Below are 23566 nucleotides of genomic sequence, written 5' to 3'. Positions count from 1 at the left end.
TTCATGACATCACCATCCACCACCGATCGCCGGGCCCTGGTCACCGAGGCCCTGCGTCGGATCGACGAACTCACCGAGCGACTCGCGATAGCCCAGCAGGGCGACCGCGAGCCGATCGCGGTGGTCGGAATCGGGTGCCGTCTGCCCGGCGGAGTCTCCGACCCTGAGGAGTACTGGGACCTGCTCGACAACGGCATCGACGGGGTGGTGCGGGTACCCGGCGACCGATGGGACGCGGACGAACTCTACTCGCCGGATCACACTGTGCCGGGCACGATCTGTAATCGCGAGGGCGGGTTCCTCACCGATTGGGACCCCGCCGCTTTCGACGCTGAGTTCTTCGGGATCTCACCGCGCGAGGCTGCGGGCATGGACCCGCAGCACCGCCTCCTGCTCGAGGTCGCCTGGCAGGCGCTCGAGCATGCGGGGATCGTGCCCACCTCCCTGCGGGGCAGTCGAACCGGGGTCTACGTCGGCCTGACCACGACCGACTACTCGACCACCCTGGCGGGGGCACTCGAACCCGACGAGATCGACCCCTACGTCCCGTTCGGCAGCGCGCACAACTTCGCGGCCGGGCGGCTGTCCTACTTCCTCGGCCTCAACGGACCGGCGGTCGTCCTCGACACGGCGTGCTCATCGTCGCTGAGCGCCCTCCACCTGGCCTGCCAGGGGCTGCGCAGCCGGGAGAGCGATGCGGCCCTCGTCGCGGGCGTGAACCTCGTCCTCAGTCCGGAGAACAGCATCGCGTGTTCGCGATGGGGCATGTTGGCGCCCGACGGTCGGTGCAAACCCTTCGACGCATCGGCCGACGGATACGTGCGCAGCGAGGGCTGCGGGGTCGTGGTGCTCAAGCGCCTATCGGACGCGGCGGCCGCAGGCGACCGCGTGCTCGCCGTGGTACGCGGGACGGCCGTCAACCAGGACGGTGCGAGCAGCGGCCAGACGGTGCCCAACGGACCGGCGCAGCAGGCGCTCCTGCGGCGCGCGCTCGAGATCTCCGATCTCGCACCGGACACCATCGATTTCATCGAATCGCACGGCACGGGGACGGCACTCGGGGACCCGATCGAACTGGACACCCTCGCGCGGGTCTTCGGGGAACGCGCCGGCGCCGCACCGCTCGTCATCGGTGCAGTGAAATCGAATCTGGGGCACCTCGAATCCGCAGCGGGTATGGCGGGTTTCATCAAGACCGTGCTCGCGCTGGGACGCGGGCGCATCCCGGGCAACCTGCACTTCGATGCGCTGACGCCGCACGCCGGCGAGGGAGCGGAGAAGTTCGTCTTCCCGACGGGAACGATCGATTGGCCGGCGCTGGACCGGCCACGGCGCGCGGGAGTCTCCTCCTTCGGAGTCAGTGGAACGAACGCGCACGTGATCGTCGAACAGGCACCGCCGATCGATACCGCACCGGATGCGGATCACCTGTCGCCGGACACCGCCGACGCGGTCGCACGACTCACCCTCTCGGGCAAGTCGATCGAGCGGATCAAGGCGTCGGCCGCTGCCCTCGCGCACTGGCTCGACGGTGCCGGGGCGTCGGTCCCGCTCGCCGATGTCGCCCACGAGCTGCAGTTCCGCAGGCCACGGTTTCCGCGGATCGCGACGGTGATCGCAGCGGATCACGAGGGGGCGGTCCGCGGACTGCACGCGCTGGCGGAGGGTCGGCCCGCGCCCGGCGTGGTGGCGCCCCAGCGAGGAGGGCGCCGCCCGGGGACGGTGTTCGTCTTCTCCGGTCAGGGTGCGCAGTGGGCCGGCATGGGCCGGCGCCTGATGGCGGACGACCCCGCGTTCGCCGCTGCGGTGCGGGAGCTGGACGCGGACTTCCGTGACGTGGTCGGATTCTCGCTCGAACAGGCACTGTCCGATGCATCCCCGCTCTCGGGGATCGATCGCATCCAGCCGGTTCTGGTGGGGGTGCAACTGGCGCTGGTCGAGCTCTGGAAGTCGCGGGGTGTGGAGCCCGATGCCGTGATCGGCCACTCGATGGGCGAGGTCGCGGCGGCCGTCACCGCGGGAGCGCTGTCGGTCAGGGACGGTCTCACGGTGATCGCGACCCGATCCGCGCTGATGAAGCGCGACCTCGCGGGCCGGGGAGCGATGGCACTCCTGGAGCTCGATGCGGATGCCGCCGCCGAGGTCGCGGCCCGGCACGAGGGGGTATCGGTAGCCGTGGTGGCATCACCCCGGCAGACCGTGGTCGCGGGCGACCCCGACCGGATCGACGCCGTGATCGCCGAGGTCTCCGCCCGTGATCTCTTGGCGCGGCGCATCGATGTGGACGTGGCCTCCCATCACGCCACCGTCGATCCGATCCTGGACGAACTGCGCGCCTCGCTCGCTGACATCACGCCCGCCGTGCCACGGATCCCGTTCCACTCGACCGTCCAGGCCGGCCAGGAAGGTCCGCGGGTCGACGCCGATTACTGGGCCGACAATCTCCGGCGGCCTGTTCTCTTCGCGGATGCGGTGTCGGCAGCGGCGAAGGTGTGCGGAACGTTCATCGAGATCAGCCCGCATCCCCTGTTGACCTCGGCGATCGAGGATGTCGTCGATGGATCCACCTGCGTGGTGGGGACTCTGCTCCGCGATGCGGCGGAGGCGGTGCAGTTCGAGGCGAATCTGACCGCGGTGCGCGGCCCCGGATATCCGGTGGAACCGCAACGGCCGCGACCGCCGGTGGACCTGCCCGCGACCCAGTGGATGCGACAACGGCACTGGATCGTGCCACGCGCGAGCGTCATCGATGCGCCCGCCCCGGTCGCCGACGGCGGGCCGCACGGCTGGTTCCTCGAACTGGCATTCCCCGAACGCGCCCTGGCCGCAGCCGAACCGGAGCCACGCCGGTGGCTCGTGGTCGCCGATGAGGACGGTGATGAGCTCGGCGCGCTGCTCGGTGACGGAGCCCTCGTTGTGCGCGCGGCCGCCCTCGTGGACGACATCGGGGCCGTTCGTTCCGCGCTGCACGGCGTCGATCGTGTGGTCTATGCGCCGGCGATGCCCCGGGACGGCGTCGATCCCTCGTCGGCACGCCGGGGGGTTCGCGATGTCGCGACCCTGATCCGGCTGCTTCGCGAGCACGGGAACGGCGCACGCCTGACGGTCCTGACCCGCAATGCGGAGGCGGTGAGCGAGGGTGAGGTGGCGAACCCCGCGCACGCGGCCCTGTGGGGAGCGGGCCGAACCCTCGCTCTGGAACATCCCGAGCTCTGGGGAGGGCTGATCGACGTCGACGCGGCACTGCCGCCGCGGCTCGTGGCGGCTGCTCTGACGGCGGAGGCCGGCGCCGCCGATGACGAGGACCAGGTGCTCTACCGCACGGGCGTGCGACGCGTTCCGCGGCTCCGCCGAACCACCGCGCCGATCGCGCGCAACGACGTCGGCGGGGACGAGACCCACCTGGTGATCGGTGCCACCGGAAACATCGGCGGCGATGTGATCCGCCAGCTCGCCCGAATGGGAGCGCGGACCGTGGTCGCGCTCTCCCGGCGCGGAGGACTCCCGGACGGACTCGAGGACGAGCTCGCCGAGAACGGAACCCGGATCGTCCCCGTGGCGATCGATGCGGCTGACCGGTCGGCGATGACGGAACTGTTCGCACGGTTCGGCGACGACCTGCCGCCGCTCGGCGGCGTGTACGTCAGCTCGCTCGCGGGCGGCGCGGGCCTGTTGTCCGAGCTCAGCGCCGACGACATCGACGCAATGTTCCGCGCCAAGGTCGACGTCCTCGCGATCGTGCACGAGCTGAGTCTGCACACGCCCCTGCGCGACCTCGTCGTCTTCTCCTCGATCACCGGGCTCACCGGGTCGCGGTGGCTCGGGCACTACACCGCCGCCAACGCGTACGCCGACGCCGTGGCCGCCGTGCGCCGCCACCTGGGCCTGCCGGTGCGAGTGGTGGACTGGGGCCTCTTTGAGTCCTGGGCGCAGGCGCAGCCGGACACCGCGTCCGCAGGGCTCACCCCCATGCCGAACGACGCCGCCGTCCGCTGCCTGCCCTACGTGCTCGGCCCGGAGGCCCCCACTCGGAGCGTGATCGCCGGTGCGGATTGGCCCTTGCTCGCGGAGAGCTTCCGGACCCGCGCCCCGATGAAGATCCTCGACGGCCTGCTCGGTGCGCGGTGCGAGGCAGCCGTGGATCTGCCTGCACCGCAGCACGGCAGCGTGCAGGGGCGGGACGACGCCGACGGCGGCTGGCTCGCGGGTCTGTCGGCCGGGCGCCGGCCGTACCCCACCCCGCACCGGGTCCGGGGAGTGGAGGTGGTTCCGGTATCCGTGATCGCAGCCACCCTCGCATCGGTGGCGGCAGGGGCGGAGCTGCGCGACCTCCGGTTCGAGTACCCGATCGTCCTGGACCGACCTCGCGCCGTGCACGTCCGGAGGAGCGACGACGGCATCGTCATCACCTCCAGCGCCGATCCGAACGCCGCCGCCGAACGATGGATCCGGCACGCGAGCGCCGGATTCGGAACAGCCCGTGCCGGCACCGAAGACGACCGCGACGATGCGGGCACCCGCGCAGCGGCGTTCGAGACACCCGAGTACGACGCGGCGGCGGTGGCCGATCGGGTTCGCGACTGGGGGGTTGAGGGCCGCCCGTTCCCCTGGGAGGTGACCGGGTACGTGTCCGGTCCGGGGTCGATCACCGCCGAGGTCACCCTCGATGCGGACGCGAGCGTCGCCTCGGCGACCGACGCGGCTGTGCACCTCGCCCGGCTCATCGGCAGGATGGACGCAGGACTGCTGCTCCCGGTCTCGATCGATGCGGCGACGACCGGCGCTGCGCCCGTCGGAGATCGCGTCGTGGTGCAGGTGGCCCGGCGCCCCGGGGGCGACGAGGACCTCCTTGTCGACGCCCGAATCGACGATGCCGACGGTCGCACGTGGTGCGAGCTGCGAGGTCTGCGCTTCGCCCCTCTCGAGGCGGGAAGCATGAGCGGTGCCGACCCTGCCGACCTCGACGGCGAGGATCCGGTCGGCTCATTGCCCGATCTGTCCACGCTGACGCCGCAACAGGCGCAGACGGCGGTGCGGGACCTCCTGCGCGCCGTGCTCGCCCGCGAACTGGGCACCGATCCCGAGGTCGTGGACGTGGACAGTCCGTTTCCTGAGCTCGGACTCGATTCCATGATGGCGATGGCCGTGCTCCGGGACGCCAAAGCGAAAGTCGGAGTGGATCTCTCGGCAACGATGCTGTGGGACCACCCCACCGTTGCGCAACTGGCCGCACACATCGTGCAGTTGGTTGCACCGGCGCTCGACGCGACGGACATCGGCGATACCGATGCCCCGGCGGAGACGAGCCTGCTGGACGAATTGTTCGAGAGTGCGGAGACCTTCTCCGACGCTGAGAGGAGTATCTGATGACGAGTTCCGACCAGTCGTCGGCCGCGTCCGGTGCGGCACGCGGATCGACCTACGCACGAGTGCAAGCGATGTCGGACGACCAGCGTGATGCCCTGACGGAGCAGTTCACCAAGGCGTCGAGGATCTCGACCGCGGAACCGATCGCGGTCGTGGGAATCGGCTGCCGGTTCCCCGGCGGCGTCAACGATCCGGACCAGTACTGGGACCTGTTGATGCGATCAGGAGACGCCGTCGTGGAGGTGCCCGAGGACCGTTGGGACGCCGAGGCGTACTACGACGCCGACCCCTCGGTACCCGGTCGGATGCCATCGAAGTGGGGAGGTTTCGTCGACGGCATCGACGGCTTCGACGCGGAGCACTTCGGCATCGCGCCCCGCGAGGCGGAGGCGATGGATCCGCAACAGCGGATGTTGTTGGAGGTGGCATGGGAGGCGCTCGAGCACGCCGGGATCGCACCGGGGCAGATCGACGGGCTCCGCGCCGCCGTGATGATGGGCGTCTACTACAACGAGTATCAGGCGGCATCGGTCGCGGATTCCGACACCATCGACGCCTATTCGGCGACCGGGAACGCACACAGCGTGACCGTGGGTCGCATCGCTTACCTCCTCGGGTTGCGCGGCCCGGCGGTCGCCGTCGACACCGCCTGCTCATCGTCTTTGGTGTCCGTGCATCTGGCGTGCCAGAGTCTGCGGTCCCGGGAGACCGACCTGGCTCTCGCCGGCGGAGTGAGCCTCATCCTGCGGCCCGAGACCCAACTGGCACTGGGGAAGTGGGGAATGCTCTCGCCGCGCGGACGCTGCAACGCCTTCGATGCCGCCGCCGACGGATTCGTGCGAGGCGAGGGCTGCGGCGTCGTCGTGCTCAAACGCCTCACCGATGCCGTCCGGGACGGGGACCGCGTGCTCGCGGTCGTGCGGGGTTCCGCCACCAACCAGGACGGCCGTAGCAACGGCCTCACCGCGCCCAACGCCCCCGCCCAGAGCGAGGTGCTCACGCGTGCGCTCGGCGATGTGCCCGCGGCGTCGATCAACTTCGTCGAGACTCACGGCACCGGCACCGGTATCGGCGATCCGATCGAGTTCGATGCATTGGCCCGGGTGTACGGGGCGGGGGAGAGCCGATGCGCGCTCGGCGCGGTGAAGACCAACATGGGGCACCTTGAGGCAGCCGCGGGCATCGCGGGCTTCATCAAATCCGTTCTGGTGGTCAATCGTGGAAAAGTGCCGCCCAATCTGCACTTCTCGCAGTGGAATCCCGCGATCGATGCCTCCCGCACCCGCCTGTTCGTCCCCACCGAGCCGGATCCGTGGCCGTCCGCGAGCGGTCCGCGCCGCGCGGGTGTCTCCTCCTTCGGACTCGGCGGCACGAATGCGCACGTGGTCATCGAGCAGGGCCCCGATCCGATGCCGCTGGGAGACGAGGGCGATGCGCGGTCCGTCTGCGTGCTCTCGGTCGGCGGCACCGACGACGCGGCGGTGCGCGATCGTGCCCGGGCGCTCGCCCAGTGGCTGGAGGGACGCGGCGCGCGATCGGTCCTGCGGGACGTCGCCCACACCGTCGCCCGACAGAGTGCGGGGGCCCCGCTCACCGCAACGGTGTCGGCGCGAGACCACCGGGAGGCCGTCGCGGGGCTGCGCGCGCTCGCCACGGGGGAGTCGCGCGCCGCAGTCCTCCCCGCGGGTGCCGGCCCCGGGCCGGGAGTGGTGTTCGCGTACTCCGGGCAGGGTGCGCAATGGCCGGGGATGGGCCGACGGCTCCTGGTGGACGAGCCCGAGTTCGCCGCCGCCGTGGACCGCTACGACGCTGATTTCGTCGAGCAGGTCGGCTTCTCACTCCGCTCCGCCTTGGAGTCCGACGAGCCCATCGAGGGGATCGATCGGATCCAGCCGGTCCTCGTCGGTGTGCAACTGGCCCTCACGGATCTCTGGCGCGCCCATGGCGTGACACCGGACGCGGTGATCGGCCACTCGATGGGAGAGGTGACGGCGGCCATCGTCGCGGGCGGACTATCCGTGGCGGACGGCTTGCGCGTGATCGCCACCCGCTCACGCCTGATGCGCAGGGACCTGTCCGGACAGGGCGCAATGGCGCTACTCGAGATGGATGCACAGGCGGTCGAATCCCTACTCACCGACCACGACGGTGTCTCGATCGCCGTGATCGCCTCGCCGCGGCAGACCGTTGTCGCCGGCCCGCCCGACCGGGTGGACGAGGTGGTGGAAGCCGTGTCCCGCCGGAACCTGTTGGCGCGGCGAGTCGAGGTGGACGTGGCATCCCACCATGCCACCGTCGATCCCATCCTCCCGGAACTGCGGCAGGCCCTGGCGGGAATCGCGCCGGTCCCACCGAGGATTCCGGTGCTGTCGACGGTCCGCCCGGGCGACGAATCCCCGGTCTTCGACGCCGAGTACTGGGTGTCGAACCTGCGGCAACCCGTTCGCTTCGCCGAGGCGGCCACGGCGGCCACGTCACGGTACGGCGCGATCGTGGAGGTCAGCCCGCACCCCCTTCTCGCGCACGCGATCACCGAGAGCGGACCCGAAGACCGCGAGGTCCTGGTCCTTCCCACGCTGTTGCGCGGCGAGGACGAGGCCCTCGTCTTCCACGCGCATCGCGCGCGACTCGGGGGAGACCTCCCTCCGGGGCACATCACCGATATCGCGCCACACACCTGGCGCCATCGGAAGTACTGGACACCGGCTCCCGCCCATCGCCGAGCCCAGCCCGATCGGGTCCACCCACTCCTGGGCAGCCCCGTCGAGATCCCGTCCGGCGGAGGATTCCTGTGGCACGCGGACGTCGGCCTCGACGAGATCGGTTGGCTCGCCGACCACCGAGTCCAAGGCCAGGCGATCATGCCCGCCGCAGGATTCGCCGAGATCGCGCTGGCGGCCGGCCGCACCGCGTACGGAACCGAGGGCGCGCCTGCCGGCGTCGACCAGCTCGAAGTGGAGCAGATGCTCCCGCTGACCGGATCGGTCCCACTCACGACCCGGCTGACCTACGACTCCGACGGCTCCGGCCGGGTCGAGATCTTCAGCAGGGGGAGCGGCGGCGAGTGGATCCGCCACGCCACGGCTCGGGTGGGAGCGGGACTCGCGCAACGGGACCCGAGCCCTGTCGCCCCGGTCACGTCGGGAGTGCCGGTCTCGCCGCGGGAGGTCTACGCGGCACTGCGGCGAGCCGGCGCGCACCACGATCGCGCATTCGCCGCGCTGCAGCGGGTCTCCCGTGATCCGGTGGGCGCAGCGGAGGCGGACGTGACCCTTCCGGCGGAGGCCACCGGGCACCCCGGACTGGTGCTGCACCCCGTCGCACTGGACGCCGCACTGCAGACGCTCGCTGCAGCGCTGCCCGAGTCCGGTCTCGAGGCGGACGCCGCCTACCTTCCGGTGTCGGTGGAATCGATCCGTCTGTACGCACCGGTCGGTCGAGACAGTTCGTGCCGCGCTCGGTTCGTCTCCCTCAGCGACGAGGGTGCCACCGGAGACGTGACGATCACCGACCGGTCGGGCGCATTGCTCGCCGAGATCCGGGGTGTCTTCCTGCGCCGAATCCGCCGACACGCAGTGCCTCTGCCCCTGGAGCGCAAGCTGTTCGGCCACCGGTGGGAGGAGAGCGCCGCACCGGACGGCATCGACGGAAGCGGCGACGGGGCCTGGCTGCTGCTCAGCGACGACCGGCCCGGTGTGGAGGCGATCGCGAGTGACCTCCATGGGGCCGGCCGTCGAATCGTGACCGCGGACTTCGGCGAGCAGGCCGTGGCGGACGCGATCGCGGAGGTGGCATCGGATCCGGACTATCCGCCGACCGGCATCGTGCTCCTGCTGGACGCGGAGACTGACGACGCCACCGCGGCCGACCGCGTCGCCGTGGCGGAACGCTTGACCTGGCAGGTCGCGACGGCAGTCAGTGCGGTGACCTCGGGTTGGCATGGCCGGCCACCCCGGTTGTGGCTGGTCACTCGCAGGGGCTTGGAGGTCGCTGAAGGGGATGTCGGGACACCGGCCGTCGGGGCCTTGACCGGTCTGATCCGGGTTCTCGCGTACGAGCACCCCGACCTGCGCGCCACCCTCGTCGACCTCTCGTCGGTCGACGACGTGGCGGCGACGCTCCTGCGCGAGGCCAGCGCGCCCGTGGGCGATGATCTGCTGGCGTGGCGGGACGGTCGGCGATACGTGCAGCGTTTGGTGCGGGCCGATCCCGAACCACGAGAGGGTTCCGGCAATCCGACGGTGCGCAGCGACGGCGCCTACGTGGTGACCGGAGGAATGGGTGGCATCGGACTGGCGGTCGCTCGGCATCTGGTGGCTGCCGGTGCCGGGCGGATCGTGCTGTGCGGGCGCAGTGAGCTGTCCGAGGACGGTGCGCGCGTGCTCGCCGAGCTCGCCGCAGACACTGAGGTCGTGTACGTCAGCGGCGATGTCGCCGCGGACGGTGTCGCCGAGTCTCTGGTCACGGCCGCCGAGGAGACCGGGCTGCCGCTGCGTGGCGTGATCCATTCGGCCGCGGTGCTCGATGACGAGCTCGTGACCGCCATGTCCCGCGATGCTCTTGCCCGCGTGTGGCGCCCGAAGGTGATGGGCGCGGTCCGTCTGGACGAGGCCACCGCCGGTTCGGCGCTGGACTGGTTGGTCCTGTTCTCCTCGGTCGCCTCCCTGCTGGGATCGCCGGGCCAGGGCGCGTACGCCGCCGCGAACGCCTATCTCGACGCACTCGCCGAGCGCCGCCGCGCGGAGGGGGCCCGTGTCACGTCGATCTGCTGGGGACAGTGGTCCGAAGTGGGACTGGCGCGATCGCTCGAGATGAGCGTTCTCGACCCGATCGCACCCGACGAGGGCATGGAGGCCCTGGACGCGCTCCTCGGCGGTGGTCGTGCCCGCGTGGGAGTCGCCCGGCTTCGGCTCGACCGCGCGGCCGCGGCTTTCCCGGAACTGGTGGGTTTGGGCTACTTCACCCACCTCGCCGCCGAACTCGACCCGGACGAGGACACCGAGGCGATCGACCTCGACCGGCTCCGGACGATGCCCTTCGCCGAGGCGCACCGGCTCGTACTGGAGCGGCTGCAGAAGCGGATCGGCGCGGTTCTCGGATACTCCGGCACCGCGGTGGTCCCCGCCGAGCGCGCGCTCACCGAGCTGGGGCTGGACTCGCTGATGGCGGTCCGTATCCGCAACACCGTGCGCAGCGAGTTCGGGGTCGAACCGCCGGTGGCGCTCCTACTGCAGGGGGCCGGGCTGGATGATCTGGCGACCGACCTCGTCCGCAGGCTCGGGGTGACCGAGGCGCCCGTGCACACCTCCGATGCGACCCCTGCCGACGGCCTCCGTGGACGCGCCCAACAACGTGTCGCGGCGCGGCGACGCGCCTCCGTCCGACGAAAGGTGGACCACCCGTGATGACGAACCAGTCGCACGAGCAAGATCCGGAAGACACGGCGGGCTCGATCGCGGTGATCGGCATGGCGGGCCGGTTCTCCGGTGCCCGAACCCTGGGGGAGTACTGGCGCAACCTGCGCGACGGTGTCGAATCCATCGTTGCGCTCACCGAACAGGAGCTGCAGCGGACGGGCATCGCCGCCGACGCGATCGCGGATCGGCGCTACATCCGATCCGGCGCCCCCATGGACGGGATCGAGGAGTTCGACGCCGAGCTCTTCGGTTTCACCGCAGCCGTCGCGGACGGTCTCGATCCGCAGCATCGCCTGTTCCTCCAGACCGTGTGGCACGCCATCGAGGACGCGGGCTATCACCCACGGGAATTGGACGGCGCAGTCGGCGTCTACGGAACGAGTTCCGCGAGCGGATATCTGCTCAACAACCTGATGTCGGGGCTCGATGTGGAGCACATCATCGGGCAGGGGGCGAGTTTCGAGATGATCGATCTCTCCCTGCGTAACGACAAGGACCACATCGCGACTCGCGTTGCGCATCAGTTCGACCTTCGCGGACCGGCACTGTCCGTGCAGACCGCGTGCTCGTCCTCCGCCGTCGCCGTGCACCTGGCATGCCAGGCGTTGATCTCCGGCGAGGTGGACGCGGCTATCGCAGGTGGATCATCGATTCGCATTCCCAACCGCGCCGGATACTGGCACGAACCCGGTGCCATGACATCACCGAGCGGACACTGCCGCCCGTTCGACGTGCGAGCCGACGGAACGGTGTTCGGAAGCGGGGTCGGGGCCGTCGTGCTCAAGACACTCGACCGCGCTCGTGCCGACGGCGACCCGATCCACGCGGTGATCCGGGGATCGGCGATCAACAACGACGGTGCGGCCAAGATGACCTATGCGGCGCCCACCGCCGCCGGACAGGCCGCCGTGATCGCCGAGGCGCACGGCGTTGCCGGCGTCGACCCCGCGGACGTCACCTATGTCGAGACGCACGGCACCGGAACGCCGCTCGGTGACCCGATCGAGATCGAGGGCCTGCGCCAGGCCTTCGAGCTCGCGGAGCACGAGCGCACCGGTCCCTGCCACCTCGGCTCGGTCAAGGCGAACATCGGCCACCTGGAAGTCGCCTCGGGCATCGCCGGTCTGCTCAAAGTGATCCTCTGCTTGAAGAATCGCTCACTCCCGGGGACGCTGCACTTCACCGCCCCGAACCCCGAACTGCGTCTCGACGAGACCCCGTTCGCGCTGAACCCAGGCGTGATCGACTGGGAGAGCGAGGGGCCCAGACTCGCCGGTATCAGTTCGTTCGGGGTGGGTGGCACGAACGTGCACCTGGTGCTGGAGGAGGCCCCGGTCCCGGCGGCGGCGGCCCCCGGTGCCGGCCCGTACCCGCTGTTGCTGTCGGCACGCGGGACCGAACGATTGACGGTGGCCCGAACGGCGCTGGCTGATGAGCTCGAGGCGGACGACTCGGTCGAGCTCGCGGATGTGGCGGCCACGCTGGCGGCCCGGCCGATGGACGTCACCCGCGGTGTCACCGTTGTCCGCGACCGCGCCCATGCGATCTCGGCGCTCCGCGCCGCGGAGGGTGTCACATCATCCGTTCCGGCCGGGGCGGAGGACGCGACCGACCGTGTCGTCATGCTCTTCCCAGGCCAGGGTGCGCAGTACGTGGGAATGGCGCGCGGGCTCTACGACGGCGATCCGGTGTTCGCGGAGAACATCGACAGGTGCGCCGCCGGATTCGACGCGGCCCTGGGCATCGATCTCAAAAGCTTGATGTTCGGCGGCCGGAGCCGTGAGTTGGAGCGCACCGACCGATCCCAGCCGGCACTGTTCGCAGTGGAGTACGCGCTCGCCCGCGCACTCGAGCGCCGGGGAGTGAGGCCCTCGCTATTGCTGGGGCACAGCGTGGGTGAGTACGTCGCCGCCACTCTGGCAGGAGTGTTCGACCTCCCGACCGCGATCAGCGTGGTCGCCGAGCGCGGGCGCCTGATGCACGCCGCACCGCCGGGCGTCATGCTGGCGGTGCCGCTCGGTGCACCGGAGGTGACGCCGCACGTGGGTCCGGACCTCGACATCGCCACCATCAACGAGCCCGGTGGGTGCGTCGTCGCGGGCAGCGCGGACGCGATCGCCGATCTCAGCGCGCGGCTCGCCGCGGACGGAGTGAACGCTCGTAGGGTGCGCACATCGCACGCCTTCCACTCCCGGATGATGGAGCAGGCGGCAACCGCGTTCGACGCCGTCCTGCGCCGATCGACGCTGTCGGCCCCACGGATCCCTATGGCGTCCAATGTGACCGGGGCCATGATGAGCGACGCCGAGGCGACCGATCCCGGGACCTGGTCCCGCCAGATCCGGGCCACCGTGCGGTTCGCCGATGAACTGTACATCGCTCTCGCCGATCCGCACCGGGTGCTCGTCGAGGTCGGTCCCGGTGGCGCCCTGACATCGGCGGCCAAGCGGCATCCGCGGTTCCGCGACTCGCATCGCGTGGTGCGACTGCTGCGGCATCCGGCTCAGGACCGCGACGACCACGAGTTCTTCCTGGAAGGGCTGGGGCAACTGTGGGCCGCCGGCATCGAGGTCGAGCAGTTTCTGCCGACCGGTGAGCGGGTGCTCCTTCCCGGCTACCCCTTCCTGCCCGAGCGGCATTGGGTGCACCCCTCGCCGCGGGCGGGCACCGTCGGTATCGATACCGCCCACACTCCGGCTGCAGCGCAGGACCAGGACGAAGCCGGCGAGGGAATCGAAGCCGCCCTCCGTCGTGTCTGGGCCGCATGCCTGGGTGCGGAGTCCGTCGACGCCGATGCGGACTTCTTCGACGTGGGCGGAGATTCGCTGATCGCCATCGGTGTCTCGATCGCCGCAGGGCACGCGGGGATCGACATCACGCCGCAGGACCTGTACGACCACCCGACGGTGAGATCGCTTGCGGCGGCGATCGCCGAACGCGACGCCGAGGCCGGATTGACCGGCGGAGAAGAGCCCACGGACCACCCGCCGCTCCCGCCGAATCTCGCGCGGCTGCTCGACGGTGGCATCACCGACTACGGCTGCTGGCGCACCCCGATCGTCCTGCGGCTGGCCGCAGGACTCGGCGTCGATGACGTCTCCGAGGTACTCGGGGCGGTGGTCCGCCGCCACGAGGTGCTCCGTCTGCGCCTGCGCCGTCGCGGCGGTATCTGGGAACAGATCATCGGTGATCCCGCCGAGGAGCAGCAGGCCTGGTCGAGCACCTGCGTGGAGACTCTCCCCGCCGGCGCCGACGCCGAAGCCCTTGCGGGGGAGAGGTTGGCGGAGATCATCGCCGACGGCCCCGGGGACGGATCGATGCTCACGGCGCTGCTCCTGCGGGACACCGACGGCGGTGAATCCCGATTGGCGCTCGCGGTACCCGGCATCGTCGGCGACGCCCGTTCCCGCGAGATCCTCATGAGTGACCTGCTCACCGCGTTCAGCCAGCGCGCCGCCGGCATGCCGGTCTCGCTCACTCCTGCATCGACCGGATGGCGGGATTGGTGCCAGCGGCTCTCGGAGCTCGCCGGACACCGTGCGGTTCTCGACGGCTATTCGCGATGGCTCGACACCTTGTCCGAACCCGCCGTGCGCATCGCGACGACGGATACCGCTGCGCCGCCGGCCGCGGCCGACTTCCTCCGGCTGCCCACGACCCTGGGCGCGGTGGAAGCGGCGGAGCTCGACGACGCGCGGCGACGGACGGGGATCCGCCTCGACGAACTGATCACGGCGGCACTGGTGCGCGGAGTCGTCGCGATCGCGGGTCCCGGTCGGGTCCTCATCGATGTCGACGGTGACGCGCGGTCGATCCTGAAACCCGAGCTCGATCTGCGGGACACGGTGGGGTGGTTCGGCACCGTCTACCCGGTGTCGATCACAGCTCCGGACGAGGGGGATTCCCTCCTGCTCGACGCCGTCCGTAACGAACTGCGCGGCGTGACACATCAGGGAATCGGCTACGGATTGTTGCGCTACCAGTACGCGCCGACCTCGGCGCGGCTCGCGGGACTGCGTGATGCAGATGTACATCTGTCGATCGCCGGCTCGATCCCCGAGCCGCCGGAGGCGTTGGCGGCGTCGGCCCCCGTCTGGCTCGGAACCGATGCCGCCAGGCCCGTGCGCGATGCCATCCCCGCGCTGGGCCACGCCGTGGAACTGCGCGTGTACCGCGCCGGCGGTCGCATGCACCTGGATTGGTGGTACGACCGGCGCCGGGTCGACGAGGCCCGGATCGCGGCACTGGCGGAGGCCGTGTCCACAGCACTCGGTGCGGTGACGCGGGAAACGACCGAGTCTCCGGCGGATGCCGGCGACGACTGGGAACTCATCGATCTGTCTGGCGAGGATGCGGGATGAACCACACGGAGAGCGCTGTCGTCGTCGAGGGCCTGACCAAGCGGTTCGGCGACTTCGTCGCGCTGAGCGGCATCGACTTGGAAGTGCGTCGGGGCGAGATCCTGGGCCTTCTCGGGCCGAACGGTGCCGGAAAGACCACCACGGTCGACATCCTGGCCACCCTTTCCCGGCCCTCGACGGGCCGCGCGGTGGTCGCCGGATGCGACGTGGCGCTCGACCCTGCGGGCGTGCGCCGCGCGATCATGCTGACGGGGCAGAACGCCGCACTGGACGACATGCTCACCGGCCGGGAGAACCTGATCCTGTTCGCCCGGCTGCAGGGGCTTCGCAAGGCGGCTGCGCAGGCCCGTGCGACGGACCTGCTCGAACGATTCGACCTGGAGTACGCCGCCGACCGTCAGGTGGGCACCTACTCGGGAGGCATGCGCCGGCGCATCGACATCGCATGCGGCCTGGTGGTGCGGCCGGAGGTGGTCTTCCTCGATGAGCCGACGACGGGCCTGGACCCGCGCAGTAGGCAGGGCGTGTGGGATCTGGTGCGGCAGTTGCGGGAAGAGGGCATCGCCACCCTGCTCACCACCCAGTACCTCGAGGAGGCGGATGCGCTCAGCGACCGCATCACCGTGATCGATCGGGGCACCGTCATCGCCGAGGGCACTGCGGATCAGCTCAAGGAACGCACCGGAGCCACCGTCTGCGAGATCGTGCCCCGCGACCGCACCGACGTGCCCCGGGTGATCGAGGCCCTCGGGGCGATGGCCCCGGCCGACAGGGAGGCGACCACGGGCACGGATCGCATCGCGATCCCCGCGCCGGACGGCACTCGAACGCTCGTCGAGGCGGTCTCTCGGATCGACTCCGCGGGTATCGAACTCCTCGACGTCGCGCTGCGGCGCCCGTCGCTGGACGAAGTCTTCTTCGCGCTCACCGGGAGCGGCGCACCGGCGGCGCACGAGGAGGTCGCGACGTGACGGCGCGACCCGATACGTCGGCGGGACAGCAGTGGTGGGTGCTCACCGTGCGCTCCATCGTGCCCAGCCTGCGCAACGGCGAGCTCGTGACCCAGGTGGCGGCCTCCGTCATGTTCACCGTGGGCTTCTACATCCCGCTCAAACAGTTCATGGGCGCGTACGCGTCCGCGATGAGCAGCTACGCCCAATACCTGACACCGCTGATCGTGCTGCAGGCGATTTCGTTCGCCGCGATCTCGGGGGGATTCCGGGCCGCCACGGACTCCGTGGACGGCATCGACCGCCGATTCCGTTCCATGCCCATCGGTCGGCTGATCCCGATGGCCGCGCGCATGTCCGGAAGCATGTACCGGTGCGTTCTGGCACTGGGGATCTCTCTGGCATGTGCTCACGTGATCGGATTCCGTTTCTACGGCGGCGCGGCGGCCACGGCCGGGTTCCTCGGCCTCGCGTTACTGGTGGGTCTCACACTGTCGCTGTTGGGTGACCTGGTGGGCACCGCCACCCGGAACCCGGAGGCGACGACGCACCTGATGATGCTGCCGCAGCTCATCCTCGGCCTGTTGTCTGTCGGTGTGCAGCCGGTCGAGCGGTTCCCCGAGTGGATTCAGGGCTTCGCACGGGACCAGCCGGTGTCCCAGTTCGTCTTCGCACTGCGCGCCCTCGCCGGAGATTCAGTGCCCGGAGCCGCCGGATCGGCGACGTGGGACGTGATCGGACCCGCCGTGTACTGGGCGATCGGCCTGGTGCTGGCCGTGCTGCCGCTCCATGCGGTCGTCGTGGCGAGGAGGAACCGATGACCGGCACGCACGCGGTGGCCGCGCCACCCGATGAACGCACCGACCCGCGCACCGGTGAGCGGTCACCGGGTGCCCTGGTGCGGCAGACGGGGTTGCTGGCGGAGCGGATCGTGCGCCGATGGGTGCGTGACCCCGCGACACTCGCGGAGACCGTCCTCGTGCCCGTCGCCTTCCTAGTGACACTCGACATCGTGCTGGGGGAGGGGATCTCCCAGCTCACGGGACACAGTGCCCTGACCGGTAGCGTGCCGCTCGTGGCGCTGGTCGCCGCCACGCAGGGAGCCACCGTCGGTGGGTTGGGCGTGATGGCCGAGCGCGAGAACGGATTCCTCTCCCGGTTGTGGGGCAGCCCGATCCATCGGGCGGCCGGGGTGACTTCGCGATTGGTGGCCGAGGCGCTGCGGATCCTGTTCGCCACAACGGTGCTCACGGTGACCGGGGTTCTCCTCGGTCTGCGCTTCGAGAACGGCCTGCTCGGCGCCGTGGGCTGGCTCTTCGTGCCGGTGCTCTTCGGCGTGGCGTTCTCGACCGCCGTACTGACGGTGGCGGTGTACGCGGCCAAGACGATCGTCGTCGAGGCCACGGCGCTCGTCTCCGGGCTGTTCATGTTCTTCTGCACCGGATTCGTTCCGTTGGAGCAGTATCCGCAGTGGCTACAGCCCATCGTTGCGCACCAACCGTTCAGCAACACCGTCGACGTCATGCGTGCCCTGGCTGTCGGAGGGCCGGTGCGGTCGCCGTTGCTGGAGCTGATCGCGTGGTCGGGGGCAATCGTCCTGCTGTGCGCCGTGCCGCTCGCCATCGGCTATCGCCGGGCGAGCATGCGGGATTGACGATCGATGAGAGGCAGTCATGTTCGAATCCTCGGTACTGCGGGCACTCGCGGACAGCGAGAAGATGTTCGCCGACACCCACAACTTCGTCGGATTGGGGGCGCACGTCCACGGTCCGGTCGACGTCGACGCGCTCGGTGAGGCCTTCGAGATCCTGCTCGAGGTGCATCCGGTCCTGGCGGCGCGGATCGAAGACGACGGTGACGGCGGTTTCAGGATCGTCGCCGACGATCTCCTCCACCCGGGAATCACCCTCGTCACGGCTGATGCGCCCGCGCCGCAGTTCGATCAGGAGCAGGCGCTGGTGCACCTGACGGTGCAACAGGAAGGCCCGCAGACCGCCGCCACGCTGTACGTGCACCACGCGCTGGCGGACGGACACCATCAGTTCGCTCTGATCGAGGAACTCTTCGGGATCTACACCGACCTCGTGACGACGGGTGGCGCCCGCCCCGGCCCGCCTCAGCCGGCCCCCGAGGGGCTGGAGAAGATCCTGGCTGAACGGAACGTGACGAAGCAACGCCGGTCCGGCCTGGAGCGGTTCATGCCCGCGATGTTCGCCTACGACCTGCCGCCGTCACGCCGCGCCGTGACGACGGCGCGGCCCCCACACCCCGTGCGGGTGCCGATGGTGCAGCACACCTTCAGCGAGGAGCGGACTCGTCGCCTGGTGGACCTCTCCCGTGATCGGCGCGTGAGCGTGAACGGGATCGTGTCTGCGGCAGTACTCGTCGCGGAGTGGCGCTTGCGGGGTGGCACGGCGATTCCCGTTCCGTACATCTACCCCGTCGATCTTCGGTACGTCCTCTCGCCGGCCGTCACCGCAACGGGCTGTACCAATCCTGTCGGCGTCGCTACCTTCCTCGCCGAAATCGATTCGGACACCGACGTGGTGAGCCTCGGCAGGGAGATCGCGGACAGCTTCCGCGATGATCTCGCGGCAGGGGTGATTCAGCAGTCGCTGCTGCATTTCACTCCCGAGTACGTCGGCAATCCGCCTGGCCTTCCGGACGTGGTGATGGTCACCGACAACGGTGTGGTGCCACCCGTGCGCACGCCGGACGGGGTGGAGCTGACCGCCGTACACGGTGAACTGTTCTTCCAGGTGAGCTCGGGTATCGAGATGTACACCAGCAAGATCTTCAACGGGCGTCTCCAGCTCGAATACCACACCTATGGAACGGATTCGAAGCAAGCGATGGACGCCGTCGCCGCGATCCTGGACGAGATCGCGGACGGCCGCTGATGTCCGGGTCAGGCGATCGGGCCGAAGCCGTAGCGGTGGTACTGCACCGCGTTCCGGACGGGCGGCAGTACGCGGCCGAGCCGACCGAGCGCCGAGAGCAGACGCGAGTCACGCGGAAAGGTGCTCGCATCGAAGAAGGATCGATCGTCCACCGATCGGAGTTCCGGAACATCGGCGAGAACCTCGGCGGGGCGATTCACGCCCCAGTGCAATGTGGAACCGGTGGTGCGGTTGAGCTTGTGCAGGCGCTGCGTCCGGATCGTGGGGCGGCTGTAGAAATCGATCTGCACCTCTCCCGCGCCGAAGCGATCGATCACCGAGCGCAACAGCGCGCCACCCTCCTCCCGAGTGAGATACATGCTGATCCCCTCGGCGAGCAGCAACGTGGGGCGATCAGCCGGAATCTCCTGCAGCCACGAATTATCCGTTGCGGAGGCGGCCAGGAGGCGGTAACCCGGACGCGACGGATAGACCTGGCCGCGCAGCGCGATCACTGCGGGGAAGTCCACATCGATCCACCGCACCCCCGGTCCCGGTGCGATGCGGAAGATCCGGCTGTCGAGTCCGCATCCCAGGTGCACGACGGTCGCCTCGGGGTGCTTCGCGAGGAACTCACGCGTCCAGATGTCGTACTGGGCCGTGCGCACGGTGACGAGGGGGGCCCAGCGAGCGGAGACACCGAGCGAGCGCCAGTCGTAGTCGATGCCGGCCACCGCGTCCCGGGCGAACTCGTCCCCGAGCACCGGGCGCACGAAATCCGCGTCCAGCGCCTTGAGGTAGAGCGTGGTCAGCATGGTCTGGGCGGCGCCACTCAGGTCGACGGTGGCCTTGTTGGTCATGAGCCAACGGTACGTGACGATTGTGAATATGTCGCTCCGAAAAGTTCACCTAGGTGGTCTAGCGTTGCAAGTGCAACAAAGTGTCAGAAGCGACACGAAGGAGAACGAATGGCACAGGCTGCTCCTCGGGCACTGTTGGTGTCCTACAGCTTCACCGGGCAATCCGCCCGTCTCCTGCGAGCGGCGGGAGACGAACTCCTCCGGCACGGATGGGACGTGGTGCCGGCGGAGATCGAGCTGACGGACCGTAGATTCGCGCCGCGATTGGCGCACTTCCCGCTCCGGCGTGTGTGGCCGGACATGATGAGCCTTCTGCCCGCTCAGGTACGGGGGAGTGTGGGCGACATCGCCCTGCCTCCGGAGGTCTTCGACGGCGACTACGACCTGATCTGTATCGGATCGCCCACCTGGTGGGGGCGTGCGAGTCTGCCCGTTCGATCCTTCCTCGCCTCCCCGCAAGGGCGAGAGGTCCTCTCCGGCCGGCGCTTCGCCGTGTTCATCGCCTGTCGTGACAGCTGGCGGGGCAACCTCGCCGAGGTCGCGCGGCTCGCGGAGTGGCAAGGAGGCCGGTTCGCGGGTGAGATGCATGCGACCTACCCCGGGAATCAGATCACCTCGACGCTGTCGCTCACCAGCTACCTCGGCACGGGTGAACAGCGCGACCGCTACCTCGGAATACCCATCCCTCCGACGAATGTGCAGCAGGAGCACCTGGATTCGGCGCGCGAGTTGGCGGCGGCGATCGGCTCCACGAGCCCGGGAGGTCAGTGACATGTCGCGTCGATTCGAAGTCGAGACCTGCTCGACGGCGACCATGGATCAAGTCATGGGTGCCTTCGCGTCGCCCGACTACTGGGCAGCGCGATTCCACCACTTCGGCGGCGGCCTCGACCTCACATCGCTCGACGTCGACGGCGCAGGGGCGGTGATGGTCGAAGTCGTTCAGGACGTCGCGCGCACCGTGATGCATCCGCTACTGGCGGCGATGTATCCGCGCGACATCCGGGTGATCGCCGTCGAGCGCTGGGTGCCCGTCGGTGCCCGCGTGGAGGGTGCGATCACGGTGGATGTGCAGGGTGCTCCCGGCTCGGGAGTGGCCAGTGCGCGCTTGCGGCCCACGGAGACGGGGTGCCAGTTGTACGTGACCGGTGATGTGCGGGTGCGGGTCCCGGTGGTCGGTGGTCCGATCGAGCGCCTGGTCGCAGGCCAGGTGAAGACACACGTTCCCGATATTCAACGATTCACCGGAGAGTGGGCGCTCGCTCATGGTTGATCGCATCCCGCCCAGTGAAGCGGCCCTCGCCCGGTTGGACATGCCCCTCGTGGAGGCGATGCTCACGCAACGGGCGATCCGCCGTGTGCTGCCGGATCCGGTGGACGACGCCCTGGTGCTGCGGTGCATCGAACTGGCGCAGCATGCTCCCACCGGGCAGAACGGCCAACAGTGGGAGTTCGTCGTGGTCAAGGATCCGCGGATCAAGGAACGCCTGGGGCGGCGCTACCGCCAGGCCTGGAACTTCTACTGGCGCACGACGTACCGTCGGATCGCTGCGGCTGATGATTCGAAGGCGCGGATGGCCAAGGCCGTTCAGTGGCAGGTGGATCACTTCACCGAGATCCCGGTACTGGTGGTCGCCTGCCTGCGGTTGGGCGTCGGCGAGGGACGCGTTCCCGTGGTCCGTATGCCGCACGTCGCGGAGAGCGGGTACTGGGGGTCGATCTACCCCGCCGTGCAGAACCTGTTGTTGGCGGCGCGCGCGATGGGGCTCGGAGCATCGCTGATCACCATGCCGCTGTGGAATCTGCTGTCCGCCCGCAGAATCCTGGGACTGCCCGCCGAAGTGACACCGGTGTGCATCGTGCCCCTCGGATGGCCGCGGGGCCGGTACGGCCCGTCTGCGCGGACGCCGGTCGGCGATGTCACCCATCTCGATTCCTACGGCCGCAGGCGCTGGCTGAGGCCGCAGCCGTGACGATCTGCTCCGAATGTGTCAGTTCGAACGCAGACCTTCAGTCCCGGCGTTCCGACCGGTAACGTCGCCCGCGCTACAAAATTGCAAATCAACAACAAGGAAGGTTTGCTATCTTGAGATCGACTCGATCCACCTCCATGACCGTGGCCACCATGGCCGCCACGGGATTCTTCGCCGCCACCCTCCCCGTGCCGGCGGCCTCCGCCAACTCCGTCGCCAACATCCCGCTCAACGTCATCCAGACGATCGCCAACATGCCGGCGGCCCAGATCGATGGTGTCAACAAGACGTCGGCGGCCTTCGAATTGGGCGGCAACTGGTGGCTGTACCAACCCGGCAACGTACTCGGCTACGACCAGGCGGACATCGCGAAGGTCAACGGCATCACGTCGCTTCTGATGCCGATCCCGGCCATCGCACAGGCCGTGGCGAATCCGATCAATGTCACCTTCGAGGCGAACTTCCCGATGACACCGGATTGCACCGGTGCACCCGCACCGTGTGCCAACCCGACGTACTGGGACAAGTACTTCAAGGTGATGCCGTGGCAGTTGATCCAGGGCGTCTCGTACGGAACGGTGCGTAACACCATCGACCCGTCGATCACGATGCCGTGGTCGAACACGACCCAGCGGATCAACGTCTTCGGGCTTCCGCAGGCGGTGTGGGAGACCCTGACGAAGACTCCCGAGGGATTCCGGCAGATGCCGACCCCGCAGCAGGTGTCCGCCGCGTACTCCCGGCTCGGGACCGCGACCTTCAACGCCCTCAATCCGTTCGTCGAGGGCACCTACTGCCTGCCGTGCCAGTTCGTCGTGAAGGGCGCGCCCGGTTCGCTGGCACGCATCCCGCTGTTCGGGAACTGGTACACCATCGCCGACTTCGGGCAGCCCTTCACCAGTGATGACTGGGTCGGCCGTCCCGCCGGAATCCCCAAGGGCGCAGACGTGGACGCGAAGTCGTTGTGGAGCCCCGAGGGGCAGGCGCGCGTGCAGGAGGGGGCCGATGAGGCCTTCCAACGGGTCCTGCGCGGAGACATCATCGATACAGAGCAGATCAAGAAGACCTTGGACAAGCTCGGTAAGGACTTCGACAAGGTCATTCCGAAGCCCGCCGATATCAGCGGCGCGGCCAACGCGGTCGGCGGCGACTTCGGAGCGCTGATGGCGAGCATCTCCTCCTCGTTCGGGCTGCCGACCGCCGTGCCGCCCGCCCCGGCCCCGGTCGCCGCGGCCGCCCCGATCGCCGAGGGTGCGTCGTCCGCTTCAGCGGCGTCGCCTGCGGCCGTCGCCGGTGCCACAGGCGTCGGCACCGCGCGTACGGAGAAGTCGGCATCGGTGAACTCCGATTCGCCGGTCGGATCGGGCTACCCCCTGTCGGGCAATGGATCCGCGACCAACAGCGGCGATGCGACGCGATCGACGGCGTCCACCAGCGGATCGGGGACGAGCGATCAGAGCCAGGCGCAGGTGACCCCCGCATCGACCGCCCCGAGTCGAGACGATCGCTCCGGATCGACCCGGACCAGCACGAGCGATTCCACCAGTGGCGCTACGACCGGGTCCGCAGCCGCGGAGTCGGCGGGTACGTCGGTGTCGGCGACTTCGAGTGCGACCTCGGGCTCCGCCGGCGGGTCGAGCGCGTCGTCCTCGTCGACGAGCAGTGATTCGTCGGCGGGCAGTGTTTCATCGACGGCCAGCGATTCGTCGGCCACCGGTGACTCCTCGACGGCCGGCGGCACGGCCAAGTAGGCGGCTCG

12 protein-coding genes are annotated in these 23566 nt (G+C 69.4%); 11 read left to right on the top strand and 1 reads right to left on the bottom strand.

Annotated features, from left to right (window positions below):
* Window positions 1-3: 3 nt before the first annotated feature.
* From TTY48_RS19590 to TTY48_RS19560, 7 genes are read left to right on the top strand one after another with little or no spacing between them, the layout of a single operon-like run.
* Window positions 4-5367 carry an SDR family NAD(P)-dependent oxidoreductase gene (locus TTY48_RS19590; RefSeq protein ID WP_220659303.1) on the top strand — a complete coding sequence of 1788 codons (5364 nt, stop codon included), beginning with the start codon at window positions 4-6 and terminating at the stop codon, window positions 5365-5367.
* Complete coding sequence (locus TTY48_RS19585) at window positions 5367-10772, top strand: type I polyketide synthase (RefSeq protein ID WP_220659302.1); 5406 nt, start codon at window positions 5367-5369, stop codon at window positions 10770-10772. The genes TTY48_RS19590 and TTY48_RS19585 overlap by 1 nt, the downstream gene beginning before the upstream one ends.
* The gene (locus TTY48_RS19580; RefSeq protein ID WP_220659301.1) at window positions 10772-15145 is read left to right on the top strand and encodes a type I polyketide synthase; all 4374 of its coding nucleotides are present in this window, start codon (window positions 10772-10774) and stop codon (window positions 15143-15145) included. Before TTY48_RS19585 ends, TTY48_RS19580 begins: the two co-directional genes overlap by 1 nt.
* Window positions 15142-16116 (top strand): ATP-binding cassette domain-containing protein, encoded by a 975-nt coding sequence (locus TTY48_RS19575; RefSeq protein ID WP_220659300.1) that lies wholly within the window; start codon window positions 15142-15144, stop codon window positions 16114-16116. Before TTY48_RS19580 ends, TTY48_RS19575 begins: the two co-directional genes overlap by 4 nt.
* Window positions 16113-16916: an ABC transporter permease gene (locus TTY48_RS19570; RefSeq protein ID WP_220659299.1), complete on the top strand. Its 804-nt coding sequence runs from the start codon at window positions 16113-16115 to the stop codon at window positions 16914-16916. The genes TTY48_RS19575 and TTY48_RS19570 overlap by 4 nt, the downstream gene beginning before the upstream one ends.
* A complete protein-coding gene (locus TTY48_RS19565) occupies window positions 16913-17749 on the top strand; it encodes an ABC transporter permease (protein WP_220659298.1) in 837 nt (278 codons plus the stop codon). The genes TTY48_RS19570 and TTY48_RS19565 overlap by 4 nt, the downstream gene beginning before the upstream one ends.
* A gap of 19 nt (window positions 17750-17768) precedes the next feature.
* Window positions 17769-18995: an acyltransferase gene (locus TTY48_RS19560; RefSeq protein ID WP_220659297.1), complete on the top strand. Its 1227-nt coding sequence runs from the start codon at window positions 17769-17771 to the stop codon at window positions 18993-18995.
* 8 nt (window positions 18996-19003) lie between these two features.
* On the opposite strand, the gene TTY48_RS19555 is transcribed toward TTY48_RS19560, so the two are convergent.
* Window positions 19004-19834, bottom strand: coding sequence for a class I SAM-dependent methyltransferase (locus TTY48_RS19555; protein WP_220659296.1), 831 nt, complete (start codon window positions 19832-19834; stop codon window positions 19004-19006).
* Between the two features lie 108 nt (window positions 19835-19942).
* Between TTY48_RS19555 and TTY48_RS19550 the strand changes: the two genes are divergently transcribed.
* From TTY48_RS19550 to TTY48_RS19535, 4 genes are all read left to right on the top strand, one after another.
* A complete protein-coding gene (locus TTY48_RS19550; RefSeq protein WP_220659295.1) occupies window positions 19943-20605 on the top strand; it encodes a flavodoxin family protein in 663 nt (220 codons plus the stop codon).
* Window positions 20529-21107: a DUF2505 domain-containing protein gene (locus tag TTY48_RS19545; RefSeq protein WP_308443068.1), complete on the top strand. Its 579-nt coding sequence runs from the start codon at window positions 20529-20531 to the stop codon at window positions 21105-21107. Before TTY48_RS19550 ends, TTY48_RS19545 begins: the two co-directional genes overlap by 77 nt.
* Window positions 21100-21807, top strand: coding sequence for a nitroreductase family protein (locus TTY48_RS19540; protein ID WP_220659293.1), 708 nt, complete (start codon window positions 21100-21102; stop codon window positions 21805-21807). The genes TTY48_RS19545 and TTY48_RS19540 overlap by 8 nt, the downstream gene beginning before the upstream one ends.
* Before the next feature lie 113 nt (window positions 21808-21920).
* Window positions 21921-23558 carry a hypothetical protein gene (locus TTY48_RS19535; RefSeq protein ID WP_220659292.1) on the top strand — a complete coding sequence of 546 codons (1638 nt, stop codon included), beginning with the start codon at window positions 21921-21923 and terminating at the stop codon, window positions 23556-23558.
* The last annotated feature ends 8 nt before the right edge of the window (window positions 23559-23566 follow it).

This window comes from Tsukamurella sp. TY48, from assembly GCF_019656655.1.
Lineage (GTDB): Bacteria > Actinomycetota > Actinomycetes > Mycobacteriales > Mycobacteriaceae > Tsukamurella > Tsukamurella strandjordii.
The sequence above is the reverse complement of the archived record's forward strand: the minus strand, read 5'-3'. Positions and strand labels throughout refer to the sequence as shown.

Coding starts and splice junctions, on each gene's coding strand:
- TTY48_RS19590 (WP_220659303.1), top strand. CDS start 4: ATGACATCACCATCCACCACCGATCGCCGGGCCCTGGTCACCGAGGCC.
- TTY48_RS19585 (WP_220659302.1), top strand. CDS start 5,367: ATGACGAGTTCCGACCAGTCGTCGGCCGCGTCCGGTGCGGCACGCGGA.
- TTY48_RS19580 (WP_220659301.1), top strand. CDS start 10,772: ATGACGAACCAGTCGCACGAGCAAGATCCGGAAGACACGGCGGGCTCG.
- TTY48_RS19575 (WP_220659300.1), top strand. CDS start 15,142: ATGAACCACACGGAGAGCGCTGTCGTCGTCGAGGGCCTGACCAAGCGG.
- TTY48_RS19565 (WP_220659298.1), top strand. CDS start 16,913: ATGACCGGCACGCACGCGGTGGCCGCGCCACCCGATGAACGCACCGAC.
- TTY48_RS19560 (WP_220659297.1), top strand. CDS start 17,769: ATGTTCGAATCCTCGGTACTGCGGGCACTCGCGGACAGCGAGAAGATG.
- TTY48_RS19555 (WP_220659296.1), bottom strand. CDS start 19,834: ATGACCAACAAGGCCACCGTCGACCTGAGTGGCGCCGCCCAGACCATG.
- TTY48_RS19550 (WP_220659295.1), top strand. CDS start 19,943: ATGGCACAGGCTGCTCCTCGGGCACTGTTGGTGTCCTACAGCTTCACC.
- TTY48_RS19545 (WP_308443068.1), top strand. CDS start 20,529: ATGTGCAGCAGGAGCACCTGGATTCGGCGCGCGAGTTGGCGGCGGCGA.
- TTY48_RS19540 (WP_220659293.1), top strand. CDS start 21,100: ATGGTTGATCGCATCCCGCCCAGTGAAGCGGCCCTCGCCCGGTTGGAC.